Source organism: Leptolyngbya sp. GGD (genome assembly GCF_026735145.1).
GTDB classification, from domain to species: Bacteria; Cyanobacteriota; Cyanobacteriia; order Leptolyngbyales; family Leptolyngbyaceae; genus Leptolyngbya; species Leptolyngbya boryana.
Genome location: NZ_JAPQKE010000001.1, coordinates 590644 through 606468, shown reverse-complemented (window position 1 = coordinate 606468; position 15825 = coordinate 590644). Strand labels below are relative to the sequence as shown.

14 protein-coding genes are annotated in these 15825 nt (G+C 47.2%); 3 read left to right on the top strand and 11 right to left on the bottom strand.

The window, feature by feature from the left end:
• Positions 1-60: 60 nt before the first annotated feature.
• The 9 genes from OU814_RS02900 to OU814_RS02860 form a co-directional block, all read right to left on the bottom strand.
• On the bottom strand, positions 61-1092 hold the full coding sequence (locus tag OU814_RS02900; RefSeq protein ID WP_268180326.1) for an Npun_R2821/Npun_R2822 family protein: 1032 nt from the start codon (positions 1090-1092) through the stop codon (positions 61-63).
• A gap of 76 nt (positions 1093-1168) precedes the next feature.
• Positions 1169-2047, bottom strand: coding sequence for an Npun_R2821/Npun_R2822 family protein (locus tag OU814_RS02895; RefSeq protein WP_268180324.1), 879 nt, complete (start codon positions 2045-2047; stop codon positions 1169-1171).
• Positions 2044-2991 carry an Npun_R2821/Npun_R2822 family protein gene (locus tag OU814_RS02890; protein ID WP_190648995.1) on the bottom strand — a complete coding sequence of 316 codons (948 nt, stop codon included), beginning with the start codon at positions 2989-2991 and terminating at the stop codon, positions 2044-2046. The genes OU814_RS02895 and OU814_RS02890 overlap by 4 nt, the downstream gene beginning before the upstream one ends.
• 2 nt (positions 2992-2993) lie before the next feature.
• Complete coding sequence (locus OU814_RS02885) at positions 2994-3950, bottom strand: glycosyltransferase family 10 domain-containing protein (RefSeq protein WP_268180321.1); 957 nt, start codon at positions 3948-3950, stop codon at positions 2994-2996.
• An 11-nt stretch (positions 3951-3961) separates the two neighbouring features.
• Positions 3962-5764, bottom strand: a complete 1803-nt coding sequence (locus tag OU814_RS02880) for an ABC transporter ATP-binding protein (protein ID WP_017290612.1) — start codon at positions 5762-5764, stop codon at positions 3962-3964.
• A 97-nt stretch (positions 5765-5861) separates the two neighbouring features.
• Positions 5862-7217, bottom strand: a complete 1356-nt coding sequence (locus OU814_RS02875; protein WP_190648877.1) for a glycosyltransferase — start codon at positions 7215-7217, stop codon at positions 5862-5864.
• Positions 7218-7270: 53 nt separating this feature from the next.
• Positions 7271-8419 (bottom strand): glycosyltransferase family 4 protein, encoded by a 1149-nt coding sequence (locus tag OU814_RS02870; RefSeq protein ID WP_268180318.1) that lies wholly within the window; start codon positions 8417-8419, stop codon positions 7271-7273.
• Between the two features lie 28 nt (positions 8420-8447).
• Entirely contained in the window at positions 8448-9737 is a 1290-nt protein-coding gene (locus OU814_RS02865; RefSeq protein WP_268180317.1) for a glycosyltransferase, read from the bottom strand.
• Positions 9734-9958, bottom strand: coding sequence for a hypothetical protein (locus tag OU814_RS02860; protein ID WP_017290616.1), 225 nt, complete (start codon positions 9956-9958; stop codon positions 9734-9736). Before OU814_RS02860 ends, OU814_RS02865 begins: the two co-directional genes overlap by 4 nt.
• A 219-nt stretch (positions 9959-10177) precedes the next feature.
• On the opposite strand from OU814_RS02860, the gene gloB reads away from it, so the two are divergent.
• Both gloB and OU814_RS02850 read left to right on the top strand, forming a co-directional pair.
• Positions 10178-10942 (top strand): hydroxyacylglutathione hydrolase, encoded by a 765-nt coding sequence (gene gloB, locus OU814_RS02855; protein WP_268180315.1) that lies wholly within the window; start codon positions 10178-10180, stop codon positions 10940-10942.
• Position 10943: 1 nt separating this feature from the next.
• On the top strand, positions 10944-11390 hold the full coding sequence (locus OU814_RS02850; protein ID WP_268180313.1) for a protein tyrosine phosphatase family protein: 447 nt from the start codon (positions 10944-10946) through the stop codon (positions 11388-11390).
• Here the strand turns inward: OU814_RS02850 and OU814_RS02845 are convergent.
• The gene (locus OU814_RS02845; protein WP_268180311.1) at positions 11356-13209 is read right to left on the bottom strand and encodes a sensor histidine kinase; all 1854 of its coding nucleotides are present in this window, start codon (positions 13207-13209) and stop codon (positions 11356-11358) included. The two genes, OU814_RS02850 and OU814_RS02845, sit on opposite strands and share 35 nt — an antisense overlap.
• Positions 13210-13652: 443 nt before the next feature.
• Between OU814_RS02845 and rarD the strand changes: the two genes are divergently transcribed.
• A complete protein-coding gene (gene rarD / locus OU814_RS02840; protein WP_268180309.1) occupies positions 13653-14543 on the top strand; it encodes an EamA family transporter RarD in 891 nt (296 codons plus the stop codon).
• Here the strand turns inward: rarD and guaD are convergent.
• On the bottom strand, positions 14511-15824 hold the full coding sequence (gene guaD, locus OU814_RS02835) for a guanine deaminase (RefSeq protein WP_268180307.1): 1314 nt from the start codon (positions 15822-15824) through the stop codon (positions 14511-14513). The two genes, rarD and guaD, sit on opposite strands and share 33 nt — an antisense overlap.
• Position 15825: the final 1 nt, after the last annotated feature.

Below are 15825 nucleotides of genomic sequence, written 5' to 3'. Positions count from 1 at the left end.
TGCCTCACACTGTAAAGGGTTGATCTTACTCGATCGTGGGGATCAGTTGGAATTGACGCTTTAAAGTTGTGTTTTGTTCAACTGCTGCTTGAGTTTACGGAATCGGTAGTTTAGATTCCCCATTTTCTGCTGATAGAAGCGGGTGATATGCGATCGAGCCTGAGTGAATGGATCTGGAGATTTGAAGTGCTGTGGGCGGCTTTCAGGCGCGTTGAGGTAGCGATAATACAAGAAGAGGTCACGGTAAGGAATTTGCGCTTCTTCGCCCTGGCAGAGGCGATTGAAGTGAGCGGTGGCAACGCTCATATAGTGCAAGTACATTAGTCTCTGTCCTTTGTCATAGAGGACGTGATCTTGTTGTTCAAATGAGCTTGACCAGTGAGAACCGGGTGCAGTCCCCGTGGACGCAAAGTTGTAGTAGGAAATTTGACTACGGAGCACCATGTAGTTCATCAAAGATTGATCCGGTCCCCAAAGCGCCATCAAATCTGCTTCTCCAGATTTGAGAGAGTCTAGCAGCGATCGCAGGATTTCATCGGTAAATACGCCTTTCTTAGAGGCGAACCAACCCGCACAGAAAATATTCTTGAGTGTCTCAGGTGTAAATACGTTCAGTAGGTCTGCTTGGGAGCCGTCAAAGATGTATTTCAAATCAGAAGAATACTGATAGTCGTTCGTGACCCAATCATAGTCATCCAGCTTTTGAAAAATAGGAGCGACCGAACCAAGAGCAAGGGTATCCGCATCAAAATAAATAAATTGATCAAATTCACCATCAAAACAGCAGAGTTTGCGGTGCATGGCAAGGCGATAGACGGTCGGTAGTTCGCGTTCGCGCCAGGTTTTCTGTGCCCGATCGTGAGACTGCCAAGCTTCAGTTGCGAACTGTTCCCAACGTTGAATCGAGTCGTGATTTTCAAACAGAGAAACTTGCGGACGGGCTGCAATCAGCGATCGCACTTTGTCTAAGTGATCGTCATACGGCAGAATACAAACTGGCATCGTTGGACTGATATTCGTTTCAATGCTATTGAGCAGTGCAACGAGCTGATCGTAAACGTAGTCATTTGCCAGGATGTAGATTCCGTCCATAAGTCATGCCAGTTTGAGTTGAGATATTGACTCACAAATTGTCAGGAGAGGTATTTTGCCGATCTCGCATCCATGCCTAGCGATTTGCAAAGGGAATGAAACGCGAGAATTTGCGCCAGAGAGCCGTCTCCGGTTCATGTAAATAGCGGTAATGTTCCCACACGTCCCAGTAAGGCGCGCCGGGTCGAATCGAAATTCCTGCCCAATGCAAATACTTCAGCTTTTGAGCGCGATCGTACAAAACGTACTGCCGATTTTCAAAATGCTTTGATCCTGCCCAACTTCCAGGAGCATTCTCTGGTGGTTTAACCAAATTCATTCGTCGATCAAAACACTTCAGTATCAGATAGTTCAGAATCGGCTGATCCGTCACGCCTTGGGAAAAGTCAAAATACTCCCGATGTTGCGCGCAATCTTTCAGAACGTCGTAAAGTTGTTCTTCGCTGATCACTCCCCGGCGCGATCCCCAAAATCCGCTATTAAAGACATCTTGCAGTGCTTCCGGGGTAAAAATTGTGTCTTTGACGATTTCAGAGAAAATATTTCTCAACCCTTCGCTCGAATAGTGATAGTCACAGCAGAAGAAATCGCACTCAGACAAATGATTGAGCGTATCTGCAATCTTGTCGAACACAACAATATCAGTGTCAATATAGAGAAACTCATCTAAGACCCCGAACCAAGTCGCGAGCTTTCTCATTTTGTTGGGCAGTTTGAGAAAATCTCGATCGAAGATCTCACCCACTCGGTTGGTGATTCGTTCTAGCAATGCTAAATCGGGGAATAGCTCGACTTGATGTAATCGATGCAGCGTTTCGATGACTTGATGATACTCGTCATTAAACGGAATCAAGTACACAGGTACTTCTTTATCAAACAATCGAATACTGTTGAGAAGCGCGATCGCATTCTCGATCACCTTGTCGTTGGCGACAATATAAATTCCTCGTTTCATGCGATCCTCAGCTTTTGTAGAACTTTCTGAACGAATGTTGGACTTTGAACTTGAGTCAAAACCGGACGCTTTTCTGGCTCATGCAAAAAGCGATAGTAGAGAAACAGATCTCGATACGGGAAAGTAACAGCTTCACCCTTCGCAACTTGCTCCATCCGTTGCGGCTTCACTCCGATATAGTGCAAATAGGTCAGTTGTCTACCTCGGTCATATAGAATGTGCTCTCTCTCCTCGAAATGGTTGGAAGTGACAGAACAGCCCGTCGATTCTCCATAAGGTAAAAGGTGAGCTAGATTGCAGGTTTTAATGCCCGATTTCATCACCATGTAATTGATCACAGGTTGCTCACCTGCTCCACCGTAGAGAATTTCTCGATCGCCTGATTGCAATGCCTGGATAAAATCTTCACGCTGTTCTAAGTTAAAAAGTCCTCGCTTACTGGCATAGAAGCCTGAACAGAAGATCTCTTTGTTAATTCGATCGGTTGAAAAGACTTCATGCAGCTTTGGTGACTCAGTGTTGTAAATCTTGCTCGGATCAAGAAATTGGAAGTCATACACCACCCAATCGTGATTCTCTAACAAGGCAAAGATGTGAGCCATTGAACTCATTGCCAAGGTATCTGCATCCATATAAATAAAGCGATCGAATGGAGCATCAAACGCACAAAATCGCCGATGTGCTCCATACAGACGCTCTTTCTGATTGAGCTTGGTGGGATCAATCTGCCGCATAAATTCATCCCACTGCCGAATCGATTTCTGATCGTCATACAGCATGACATTGGGACGATTCTGAATCTCTGTGCGAATGCGATCTAATTGATCATCAAAGGGATAGATACAAACCGGAATATCTCGACCCACATTTACTTCAATACTATTGAGCAAGGCGACTAATTGATCAAAAACGCGATCGTTTGCCAGCGTACAAATTCCGTTCATGACTAAGACACCCGCTCCACATACTCAGATAGCCAATTCATCAGATTCAACTTGTGCAAGATGACTTGCCGTGCTTCTGCGATCGCGTCTCTTGCTTCAAACCAGGCATCCGGCGTTGCCGTTACTTCTTGAATGTATTTCATGCCTTTCTCGTCCATGCTGGGTAGACGCAGAAAACTACCTGGAGGCAGTAATTTATCCGCTGCTAAGCCGCCATAGTAAATCGGTAAACACCAAGATAGCAAAGCATCCCATAGCTTCTCAGTGACATACCAATCATTCTCGGCATAATTCTCGATCGACAAATTGTAGTAATACGGAGCCATGCCATACCACTTTCCGCCAATTCTCCCGGTTGTGGTTGCCCACTCGGGTAAATCGCGACCATAGAGATCAAAATCAACCTTGTTCTCTTGCAGCATTTTGAGAAATGCGAGCCGTTTGCGGTGATTCTCAGTTCGACTGATGCCTGAAGTAATCCAGCTACAAGTCCGAATTTTTTCAGGGGGTGGCATCTCATTGAGTTCGCGAAAAGTATTGCCTAAATACCAAATTGCGGGCATGTAATCGGGTATCGGTGCAAAATCGTCTGGGCCTGAAACATAAGCACAATACTGGCTTGCCTTTTCGTAGTTCTCTTTTGTGATGTGAACAATTTCTTCTAACGGCGGTTCACGCAAGAGATAAATCATGCGTTCTTTTGCAACGCCTTTGAATTGAGGGGTAACATCGGGTAAAGGCTGAGGCTTGCGGAACCGAGCGCGCCATGAGGTATCGACTTTACGCCGGGGAAAATCGAACTGATATAACAGTAAAAAATCTGGCGTTTCGGCAGAAGCATCAAGTTGAATGTTGCCCCAATGTCCGAATGGATAAGGAGACTGCTGCCACAACCAATCTGTCGGGCTAGGCTTCAACCCGACATAGCTACTTGCCATTCCTACAATTGTTTTTCCCATCGTCTTATGTCCTAAACGGTCTGAGGTTCTTCTGAAAATTGCATCGAATGAAGCTGAGCATAGAGTCCGCCTTGCTTCAATAGGTCTGCATGAGTGCCGATTTCGACCACATGCCCTTTGTCTAGTACGGCAATCTGATCTGCGGTCTGGATAGTAGACAAGCGATGAGCAATGACTAACGTCGTCCGATCGCGCCTCAATTCATCGATCGCGCCCTGAACTAATCGCTCAGAAACGGTATCCAAGGCAGAAGTCGCTTCATCGAGAATGAGGATTTCGGGATCGCGCAGTAAGGCTCGGGCGATCGCGAGTCTTTGTCGTTGCCCGCCAGATAGCATCACTCCGCGATCGCCGATCAACGTATCAAAGCCCTGGGGCAGTTTCACGATAAATTCGTAAGCATTCGCTCGCTTCGCTGCTGCAATAATTTGCTCATCGCTTGCATCTCGACGGGCATAAGCAAGGTTATTGCGAACTGAATCGTTGAATAAGAACGTATCTTGGCTGACGATGCCCATTGATTGCCGAAGCGTGCAAAGTTCAAAGTCTTTGAGATCGCGATCGTCGAGTAAAATTCTGCCTGCGGTCGGGTCATAAAACCTTGGCAGTAGATCTGCTAACGTTGACTTACCTGCACCGGATGATCCGACTAATGCGAGGGTCGTGCCTTTTGGGAGCCAGAGATTGACCTGATTTAAAACTTGTCGATCGTGTCCTGGGTAGGTAAACGATAAATTCTCGAAGCGAATCCCTTCTGTCATTGCGGTGTAAGGAATATGACCTTTCGACATGAAGGGCTTGTTATCACGTCGGAGAAATTCATTCACGACCGATACACTCGGGGCTAGATTCGCAAAAGCGCCTCGCGCGTTGTTTAACTGCCCGACAAATGGCAACATTCGGAACAAAATCAAGAGATAAGTCAGCAGGATTGCAGAAAGCGCTTCAATCTGACCGCGAAAGAAGAGACGACCTAATAGCAAAATCGCGACAATCACCAAGATTCCAATCATTTCATTAACAGGTGGAATCAGGGAAGCGTTCGCTTGAGATCGAAAATCAGCATCTTCGCGGGCGTGGATGAGTTGTTCTAGCTTTTGATACTCTCGGCTTTCGCTGGCGGTTGATTTGACGAGGCGAATTCCAGACAGCATTTCGAGGACTGCAACTGAATAGTCGCGTGATTGGTCAGATAACTGCTGTCCAAACTTCTCAGCACGTTTGACGAAGAAGCTGTTAGACAGTGACGCGATCGCGAGCAAAACGGTCGAAATGATCGTCAGTTGCCAAGAGATCGACAGCAGAATGATCAGAAAAACAAAGATAGTAATTACAGTGGACAGCATTTGTACTGCTGTCCGAATTGCGGTTGCGGTTGCGCCCACTTCGCCGCCTAAGCGATTAATCAAGTCGCCGACTTTCGTTTTGACATAGAATTCTAGATCAACATCTAACAGCAGTCTTAATCCTTCTTTGCGAATGTCGCTTACCAATGCCCTTGATAAATGCCCAGAAGTCAAAGTACTGGCATAACTTGTCACATTTTTGAGCAAGATTGCGACCAGGACACATGCCATCATGGTGAGAAATCTTGCATCTCCGACCAAATGCTCAAAGCTTGCAAAGGCTTGTTGTAACAGGGGAGGTGCGCCTTTGAGATTAATCTCTTGACCCAACAATCCCAAGACCACTGGGATCATCAGCATGGTGCTCACACCATTGAATAAGGCTCCCGAAAATCCCAAGACGATTGTTCCAATTAATGGAAGGGGATGACGCAGGGCAAACTTAAGCAGCAATTGGTTGGGCAACATGGATCGGATTGGGCAAACAACAAATTGAAAGCGTCGATCATCAAGCACGGATGAAGAACTGCTTTTAGTTATCCCGCCAGATCAAGACAGACAACAGCTAAACGAGGGCTTCTTGAGAAACGAGGCTTTGATACATCGTTTGCATTTCGTCGGCAACCTCTTCAAAGGTGCGAACAGGTGCGATTCCCTGGCAAAGTTTTGCAACGATTTCGGGGTGAGTTGCTAGCTCAGAGATCGCATCTCTCCAAGCATTGACATCATTTGCTTTCACAAGCCAGCCATCAACGCCATGTTTGATGAGTTCAGCGATTCCACCCAGATCCGATCCAATGACGGGTGTGCCGACGGCATGAGCTTCTCGAACGACTAAAGGTCCGGTTTCAAACCATTGCGATGGCACTGCCAGTAAATCGAAGTTTGCGATCGCAGGGATGACTTCTTCCCGCTGTAAGAGGGGTTTAATCTGAATGCGATCGTCTTGTTCGGCAATTTCTTTGACGCGATCTAAGATTTTGCTACCCGAGTGAAACTTGCCGTGAAGTGAGCCATGTAACGTCAGGGTCACTGGAATGTCTCGCGGTAGCTTTTGCATAGCTTCTACTAAAATGTGAATGCCTTTTGTTTCATGCCAGCGTCCCAGGAATCCAAGCTTTAAGGGCTGACTCAGAGATTTAGGGGCAAAGTGTTGGTGCGGAATCGGCGAACCTTGAGGACAAAGCACAATCTTCTCAGCCGGAATGCCATTTCTCAGAAGCACATCGTACATCCAGTGACAAACTGCAACGATGCGATCGCACAGGTCTGCCATTTCCAAAACTCTGCGGCGATTTTGAGCGACTAAAGTTGGGGTTGCAAACGTTGTCCCAAGTTGACGAACGCGTGGAGAGGGAAATTGATGCAGAGATTTTTTCATCTGCTGAGCGAGATGCGGGGGCAGATGTCCGAGGGTTTTCGCGATCGTCGCAGGAACTTTGTCAGACATGCCTAAGCAGACTCCGCATTGAGCTTCATCAATTCTGCCGTCGCAAGGTTCGGTTCCGTTTCGCATCATGGTCTGACGTAAGCAAATTGGCTCTGGAATGTGGAGCGTCATCACTGTTTTCATGCCGAGTTGCTTGGCTAAACGTAGATGATGCGAGCCACAGTCGAAACGGTAGGAATGTTGATGAAAAATCGGGGCGGATTGCTGTTTGAGCCAGGTTGCAAAGGCTTCAAAGTGGTCGTGGGGGACAAGTTCTTGCCATTGGTCGAGGGGCGGATTGGTGGGAACAGGATAGCGATAGACTTCAGTTGTATTGTGATGGTAGAAGTGTGATTCATTGCCTTCGCGGGGAGCAGCCACGATCGAGTCAACACCTCGGCTGTGTAAGCAATCGGTGAGCTTAGCAACATAGACTTCGGTTCCGCCATAAGCATCGGGAGGGAAACCACTAACTGCGTGAATAATGTTCATTGTTTGGATTGTGGACGGCGAGTAATCCCCGATGTTGGGGTAAAACGAAGTGATTAAACAATCTGTGACAGTAAATTTTCTACAATCGGAGCCATTGCTTCGACACTGTAATGGGCTAAACACCGCTCTCTGGCTTGATTGCCTCGAACCTGTGCCGCGTCCCAATCTTGGAAAATCTCATTTAACTTTTCAGCAATTTGATCAGGCGATTGGGGATCAACAAGAAAGCCAGTTCCCGCTAAAATTTCTGGGATATCTCCTACCCGGGTTGCCAAAATGGGTTTTGCCATGGACATTCCCTCAGTCAGCTTGATCGGAAATTGAGCTTGCGCGGTCACTGTGTCACGCTGCGGAACGACGACGACATGAGCTGCCGCAACAATCTCAGGCATTTGCCAGAACGGAGCGGGTGGAATTTTAATCACCCAGTTGCCCCAGGTGTCGAGCAGATGTCGATCGTAGTCATCATAAGGACTTCCTCCAACAATGACTAAGCGCAAATCTGGTTGGTTCAATTTTTCTAACGCAACGAGGACATCTTCTAATCCTTTATGCGGACGCGATGCTCCAGGAAACATCAAGACTCGGTACTCTGATAAGCCATATTTCTGCCGACTGGCTTCAGCATCGAAACGGCTTGGATCAAACATGTCAGTATCTTTGCCGTTTGGGAGGTAAGTTCCACCAAAGCGTTTTTGTAGAAAGGTTGTATCGACTGTAATGCTATCAGCCTGCTGAATCATCTGCTCCATCCATTGCAAGTAGAGGAAATGATCTGGCGATCGCAGTGCGCCATCTTTTTTCAGTAAGTCTCGTCCGAATTGTTTGAGTCCAGGTCGATACTGCTTTTCACCAATCCAGCTCAGTTCCCAATCATCGATATCGAGCATGACTGGAATCTGCGATCGCATTTTTTTCAGTAAGCCAACGCCAAAGCTCGTCGGCTTCGGTTTGACGGCATAGATCAGATCGCCATCAATGCGATTTATCAGTTGCGCCGCAGTCTTAAAAAATTGCGGATATTGACCACCCGGTAAACAGACGATCGGTAAATCAGTCGGCGGTTCGGGATAGATTTTTTCACCAAACAGAAATCCGAGAATTTCAACCTGATGATTGAGCTTTTTGAGAACTTGGGCGAGCAGATACGCACGATCGACCCCCCCTTTTGCAAAATTAGGCGTAAGAATAGAAACTTTCATCGTTAAGACGGAGGCAGCCCAACGAAAGCTAGTGTTCCCGCATCAAGCTTTGATAAAGCTGCATCATCTCTTGGGCGACTGCTTGCCGTGTTTTTACGGGTGAAATGTTTTGTTTGAACTGAGGAATCTTCTCTGGATGTTCGGCAAAATCCGCGATCGCGCTTGCCCAAGCTTGAGAATCTGTGGCAGGCACAAGCCAACCATCGACTCCATGTTTGACTAACTCTTGAATGCCTCCTAAATCTGATCCGATCACAGGCGTACCAGCGGCAAACGATTCCAGTACGACCAAAGGTCCGGTTTCTAACCATTGCGAAGGGACAGCCAGCAAATCAAAATTCGCGATCGCTGAACTAATTTCGGTTCGAGCGAGTGGTGGTCTGATTTGAATCCGGGCATCGTGTTGAGCGATCGCCATCACTTTTTCACGATTTGCTGCACCATGCTGATCGGCGTGAGTTGCATGAATGATCAACTCGACGGGAACATTCGGGATCGATTGCAGGGCTTCGACGAGAATTTGCACGCCCTTCGTTTCTTGCCAGCGACCGAGAAATCCAATCCGAATGGGACGTGTCACCCATGATTTTTGAGGGATCGCATCGACTGAAACTCCGTGGCGACTCAGCACCAATTGAGATGCAGGAACGCCATTGAGGACAAAGGCATCGTAGAGCCATTGGCAAACGACGACAATGCGATCGCTCAATTTCACGACTTGATCAAACTGCTGACGCTGCACTCGCACTTGCGCTGGAGTCGCGATCGTCGTTCCTAATTGGCGCAACCGTATATCCGAAGATTGGCGTAAGCGATCGCGCGCTTGAGTTGCGATCGCACTCGGTAAATAACTCAATCCCTGGGCTGCCCAAGTCGGAACTCGCTTGGAAACTCCTAAACAGGCACTACATTTCGCCGGATCAATTTTGCCATTGCAAGCAGAATTGCCACCTTGCATCATCGTTCCACGTAAGCAGGCTAAATCGGGCATGTGAATCGTGACGACTGTTTTCATTCCCAACTGTTTCGCACTGCGTAAATGGGGAATGCCACAGCCTGCGGTTAGCGTGTGTTGGTGGTAAATTTCACCTTTGTGCTGACTCAGCCAGGTTTGGAAGGCTTTGAGGTCTTGAGCCGGGTAGCGATAGACCTCAGTTTCGTGATATTGCTCGATCGTGGGATCTGAAATGGATCTTGCTGCTGCAACTGAAGAATTCAAACCGAGTGCTCTGAGATCTTGAACAAGACCATCGAGATAGACTTCAACCCCGCCAAACGAATCCGGCGGAAACCAAGCACTGGCTTGAATTACGTTCATGTGGGCGAGAATCCTTCGTCTACAAGTTTGATTTGACCCGTTTGGATGTAATCAAAAATTTGATTAATCTGTCGCCGTTCTTCGGGTGTGAGACGTTGATTGGCAAGGAGGGCAGATGCGAGGTGGAGATGCTCGTATCGGTTGATCGTTTGAAGTTGAAGAATGCGATCGAGGATGCGCTGAATTGGAAGATTAGATCGATTTTGAGTTGCTCTTACCATAGAATCGTCGCTTTGCTGTCTAACTGGGGCACGTCAAACACAAGTCAAAATAAGACAAAAGTACGATGACTTTTATCCTTTTCTACTGTTACGCGTTTTTGCGGGGGACACACAAAGGTCGGATGAGAATTCCATCAAGACTTTGTAAAATCTTGAGAGGCTCTCGTTAGTATTGACGATTTCAGGCTCGGAACAAACACTGTCATTTTCTTTAGCTATATGCAAATTTATCGGATTTCGGCACTTTCTACTAACTATATTTTTCTACTTTACGATGCGATTCAGCAAATCGCGGCGATCGTCGATCCGGGTGAGGCAAAACAGGTTTTGCAAAAGGTTGAAGAATTAGGCGCAGAAGTGGTTGCCATTTTCAATACGCATCATCACTGGGATCATGTGGATGGCAATTTAGAGGTGTTAGCGCGATTTCCAAATGCGGTCGTTTATGCGGGTCGGCACGATCGCGGTCGAATTCCAGGACAGCAGGTGGAATTAGATGCAGGGGATCGGGTGAAGTTTGGCGATCGTGAGGCTGAGGTGCTGTTTCTCCCTGGACATACGCATGGGCATATTGCCTATTATTTTGCGCCAGTTGCCGATGAAGGGGGAGAGCTATTTTGTGGGGATGTGCTCTTTTCGGCGGGGTGTGGACGCCTGAAAGAGGGCACGCCTGCTCAGATGCTAGCGTCGTTGAAGCAAATTCGAGCATTGCCGGATCGGACGCGGGTTTGGTGCGCGCATGAGTATACGTTGAGTAATTTGGAATTTGCGATGACAGTCGATCGAGAAAATTCGGAGTTGCAAGCGCGATTTGCGGAAGTGCGATCGGCTCAAAATCAAGCGACGATTCCGGCAGATTTGGGCTTGGAGAAACGAATTAATCCATTTTTGAGATGGGATACGCCTGAACTTCAAACAGCAATGGGGCGAACTGGAGACGTTGAAACCTTCGCGGCACTGCGTCAGAAAAAGGATCATTTTTAATATGGAAGCCATTCAAAATTTTGTACAGATTCGCGAGGGTCTTGCAACGGCTGGACAACCCACGATCGCACAATTTCAAACCATCCAAGAGGCAGGCTATACCGTTGTGATCAATCTCGCTGTTCCCACTTCAGAAGGTGCGATCGCGCAGGAACGCGAAATTGTTGAAGCTCTGGGAATGCAGTATTTTCACATTCCGGTGATTTGGGAGCAGCCGACGATCGCAGATTTTGAGCAATTCTCGAACATCATGCAGCACTCTCAACATGAATCCGTCTTTGTGCATTGTGCAAAAAATATGCGAGTCTCAGCTTTTGTGTATCTATACCGAAAATTGCACGAACACCTGAGTGAAGAGCAGGCAAAAGCGGATTTGCTAAAGATCTGGCACCCGAATGAAACCTGGCAGAAATTTATAGAAGCTGTTCAGAAAGCAGCGGTAACTTAATCGTAAAAGTTGCACCTTTGCCCTCCCCTAAACTATTTGCCTGAATCACTCCACCATGCAGTTCGATCAAATGTTTCGCGATCGCAAGTCCCAAGCCTAAGCCCCCAAAACTGCGAGTCGAACTGCCGTCTTCTTGTCGGAAATTATCAAATACATAGGGCAGAAAACTGGCAGAAATGCCCCGCCCAGTATCGCTGATGGTCAGTTTCGCCTCGGTTGGAGATGTAGAAAGATGAATTGTCACGTTTCCAGAAGCAGGCGTGAATTTCACTGCATTGGATAACACGTTCCATACGACTTGTTGCAGTCGATCGCTATCGCCACGCACCATTACTGGCTGAGGATCGTGCAAAAATTCTATCGAAATGGCTTTCGACTCTGCTGCTAGATAAACTGTGCTGATTGCTCCTTCCACGACTGCCGCTAAATCGACAGGTGCAGCGCGCAGATTGAGCTTACCTTGCAGAATTCGAGAGACATCGAGTAGCTCGTCAATCAATGTGAGTTGGAGCTTAGCATTGCGCTCGATCGTCTCTAGAGCTTGTGCTGCTTTTGTGGTATCCAATCGCTGTGTTTTGAGCATCTGCGCCCAGCCCAGAATGGGATTCAACGGAGTTCTCAATTCGTGAGAAAGTACGGCTAAGAATTCATCTTTGAGCCGATTGACTCGTTCTAACTCTTCTGTTCGTTGGCGCAGTGAATCTTCTAAGCGTCTGCGCTCTCTTAAGTCCACAATAAATGCGATCGAATCGCGGCGTTTCTCTCCGACCAACACATAGCCAATCAATACAGGAACTCGCTGCCCATCTCGCCGGATGTATTCCTTCTCATAAGGTGTACAAGCTCCTCGCGCCTGTGCCTCCGCTACATGCATTTCATCCAAGGGCAAAAATTCTGGGGGGGTAATGTCGATCCAGTTGATTTGTCCTGCTTCAAGCTCTTGCTGAGTGTAGCCAATAATCCGTAGCAGTTCATCGTTGGCGCGATGAATTCCACCTTCCACATCTCCAAATAAAATGCCAATAATATTGGCATCTGCGAGGCGACTAATGCGGTCTTCTCGATCTTGTAAAGTTTCTAATGCTGTTTTTAACTGTCCTTCTGCATCCCGCCGTTGTCGGTCTTCACGATTGAGAATCTTCGCGGTTTTCCAGATAAATACCGACGAAATCAGAATCAGAATCAACACTAAGCCAGAAATCGCAAACGCTACATCATACCAGCCAAGCTTCCAGCCTTGTAATACGAGCCAACCTAACAATAATGGGAAAATCAGAATGACCAGCAAAATTCTTCGTGCAACGATTCCTCCGACTAGAGGACTGCTAATCGATTTCATCAGTCCTTGATCTGGCGCAATACAAAGCAGCGCGATCGCGACTCCAATAAATGCGATCGCAGTCGGAAACGCCATCGAGGGGGCAGACAGATCAATTTGATATAACAGTCGTACTCCGTAGACATATCCGATTAAGGCTTGGAGTGCAATCGTGCCAATTGCGCAAGCTAACCCTTGAAACCATCTTGCTCGCGATCGTCGAAACTTTAGCGCCAATAACGCGAGTCCAGTTAAAACAAAATTCACTGCAGCATTGATGCCAATTCGCTCCTCTTCCTCAGATGGAGCAAAAAACTGTCCTAGAGCTAAACTTTCATCAAAGGTAGATTGAAGCAGCGCGATTGCACCAATCAGTAGAGGCACGACTGCGGCAATGAATTTGAAATGATCTAAGGCTTTCGATCGCCGCTCGACAGGGGAGATTGTGAGAAGTAAAAATAATCCAGCTGCAACGAAACTGGCAGCAGCACCCGTCCGCATGCTCGTGGTTCCAACTAGCAGAATGTTTCGCAACCAGGAAAGATTGAAAAACCACCCAGCTAGAACGAGACTCCCAATCAACGTGATGACTGTACTCGCATAAATAGATATCGCTCTCCATTTACTAAGCTGAGAATCTGGGACATAAGACAGCAGAGGCGGCATAGGTGAACGCTATAACATAAACGAGCCGACAACTCAGATAGTTTGGGCTGTCAGGTTGGTTAATGAATTGGTAGGACTAAGTTTAGGACTTTTTTGAACTAAATCATGCCTAAAAATTGGTGCGGGTACGGGTGCTTACCTAGAATATAGTAAGCGTGATAAATTGTTCGTCTACCGTAGGGCAGAGTTGCGGGGTCGCTGTCATCCTTCCTGTTGGTGAAGTTGTGTTTGGTTGGGGCTGAAATCTGATCGCTATAATAGCCCTGCTGTTATAGGTTGTGATTTTGCATCAGCCTGCTGAATCGTCAAAGACTGGAATTCTTTATGCAGTTTTAGCGTACTCTGCGTGGGGACTGTTTCCGGTGTATTGGAAGTTTTTGGCGCAAGTGCCTGCGGTGGAATTAGTCTGTCATCGGATTATCTGGTCAGCTTTACTGTTGCTCGGACTGCTTCGGATACAGAAACAACACGCGAATTTTTGGGAACTTTGGCGATCGCCAAAACTTGTGGGGGCATTGTTCGCCACGACTGCCATCATTGCCTGTAACTGGGGTGTCTATATTTATGGGGTCAATACAGGTCGGATTGTGGAAACCAGCTTAGGGTACTACATCAATCCTTTAGTCAGCGTGCTGTTAGGATCTGTGATTTTGAAAGAAAGACTAAATCGAGGGCAGAAACTCGCTGTGTTGATGGCAGCGATCGCGGTTGGAAATTTTGTTTGGCATTTTGGACAAGTCCCTTGGATTGCTATCTTTCTAGCATTGTCATTTGCCACCTATGGCTTGTTTCGCAAACTGATCACTGTATCGCCGATTGTTGGGCTGACGGTCGAAACCTTGCTGGCGATGCCGATCGCTTTAGGGTGGGTTGGATATAGAGCGGTGACGGGGACAGGGTTTTTCGGGATGGATGGGCAGGTGACACTCTTATTAATCGGATGTGGAGTTGTGACTGCATTGCCGTTACTGTGGTTCAACAATGCAGCCAAACGGCTGAGGCTTTCGACGATGGGATTTTTTCAATACCTAGCTCCGAGCCTTCAGCTTGCATTAGGCGTGTTGTTTTATCATGAGCCGTTTACTGCGATTCATGGTCTAACTTTTACGCTGATCTGGAGCGCGATCGCGCTTTATTCAGTCTCGTCGGTGAGCAAGCTCGCCGAGTAGATAAGTTGAATGAATGGTGCGATCGTCGCCCATGATGATTAAACTGAACAGTAAATCTGCGAGTTCTTCTAAAGTAGTCGGCATGGTTTCGGGATTGCGAAGGCTCATGATCGGGGTCGATCGCGGATCCATCACGATGAAGTCGGCTTCTTTACCAAGGGCAAAGTTGCCGATTTTGTCATCTAAACTGAGCGCTTTTGCACCTCCCAAGGTTGCTAAGAATAGGGCTTGGAACGGCGAAAGTGTTTGATGGTTGAGTTGAGCAATTTTGTACGCCTCGCACGCCGTTTTCAGCATCGAAAAGCTGGTGCCGCCGCCAACATCAGTTGCTAATCCAAGTTTCACCCGTTGAACGATCGAGCGTTCAATGTCGAACAAGCCACTGCCTAAGAAAGTATTTGATGTCGGACAAAATGCGATCGCAGAGTTTGCCTCTGCTAATCGTTCAAGTTCTAGATCGCTGAGATGAATACAGTGCGCGAATATCGATCGTTCTCGGACTAAACCGAACTGATCATATACATCCAAATAGTTTTGACAGTCTGGAAACAGTTCTTTCACCCAGGCGATCTCAGCCAAGTTCTCAGAAAGATGGGTGTGCAAATAAACATCAGGAAACTCTGCTAAGAGTTTGCCCGCATAGGTCAGTTGCTCAGGGGTGGAAGTGGGAGCAAAGCGAGGTGTGACTGCATAGAGGACGCGATTGTGGTGATGCCAGCGCTCAATCAGTCTTTTACTGTCTTCGTACGAGGATTGGGCGGTATCTTTGAGAAAATCCGGCACATTGCGATCCATCATGACTTTGCCGATGATCATCCGCATATTTCGGCGATCGCATTCTTCAAACAATGCTTCAGCCGATTCTGGAAATACGGCGGCGAGTACTAAAGCCGTAGTTGTCCCATTGCGGAGCAGTTCATTCACAAACACGGGGGCAATGGAGTCGGCATGGGTTTTCTGCTTGAATCGCCGTTCTGTGGGGAAAGTATATTTCTCTAGCCATTCCAACAGTTGTTTTCCGTAAGCTGCAATCATTTCCGTCTGCGGGAAATGGATATGAATATCAATGAAGCCAGGTAGGATGAGATGATTGGGGTGCGATTGGATAGCAATGTCTGCATATTGGGCTTTTAATTGAGCATAGTCTCCCAGGTCTTTGATTTTGCCGTTTTCTACAACCAACAAGGCATCTCGAATATAGCGAACAGATTCGGATTCAGACGTATAGAAAGGGTCGGCAACGAAATCTAAGCAGGCACTACGAAAAGCTTTGACAGTCATT

What these genes read in the sequence shown, in the direction of transcription:
- OU814_RS02900 (WP_268180326.1), bottom strand. Translation starts at nt 1,092, where the DNA reads ATGGACGGAATCTACATCCTGGCAAATGACTACGTTTACGATCAGCTC.
- OU814_RS02895 (WP_268180324.1), bottom strand. Translation starts at nt 2,047, where the DNA reads ATGAAACGAGGAATTTATATTGTCGCCAACGACAAGGTGATCGAGAAT.
- OU814_RS02890 (WP_190648995.1), bottom strand. Translation starts at nt 2,991, where the DNA reads ATGAACGGAATTTGTACGCTGGCAAACGATCGCGTTTTTGATCAATTA.
- OU814_RS02885 (WP_268180321.1), bottom strand. Translation starts at nt 3,950, where the DNA reads ATGGGAAAAACAATTGTAGGAATGGCAAGTAGCTATGTCGGGTTGAAG.
- OU814_RS02880 (WP_017290612.1), bottom strand. Translation starts at nt 5,764, where the DNA reads ATGTTGCCCAACCAATTGCTGCTTAAGTTTGCCCTGCGTCATCCCCTT.
- OU814_RS02875 (WP_190648877.1), bottom strand. Translation starts at nt 7,217, where the DNA reads ATGAACATTATTCACGCAGTTAGTGGTTTCCCTCCCGATGCTTATGGC.
- OU814_RS02870 (WP_268180318.1), bottom strand. Translation starts at nt 8,419, where the DNA reads ATGAAAGTTTCTATTCTTACGCCTAATTTTGCAAAAGGGGGGGTCGAT.
- OU814_RS02865 (WP_268180317.1), bottom strand. Translation starts at nt 9,737, where the DNA reads ATGAACGTAATTCAAGCCAGTGCTTGGTTTCCGCCGGATTCGTTTGGC.
- OU814_RS02860 (WP_017290616.1), bottom strand. Translation starts at nt 9,958, where the DNA reads ATGGTAAGAGCAACTCAAAATCGATCTAATCTTCCAATTCAGCGCATC.
- gloB (WP_268180315.1), top strand. Translation starts at nt 10,178, where the DNA reads ATGCAAATTTATCGGATTTCGGCACTTTCTACTAACTATATTTTTCTA.
- OU814_RS02850 (WP_268180313.1), top strand. Translation starts at nt 10,944, where the DNA reads ATGGAAGCCATTCAAAATTTTGTACAGATTCGCGAGGGTCTTGCAACG.
- OU814_RS02845 (WP_268180311.1), bottom strand. Translation starts at nt 13,209, where the DNA reads ATGCGGACGGGTGCTGCTGCCAGTTTCGTTGCAGCTGGATTATTTTTA.
- guaD (WP_268180307.1), bottom strand. Translation starts at nt 15,824, where the DNA reads ATGACTGTCAAAGCTTTTCGTAGTGCCTGCTTAGATTTCGTTGCCGAC.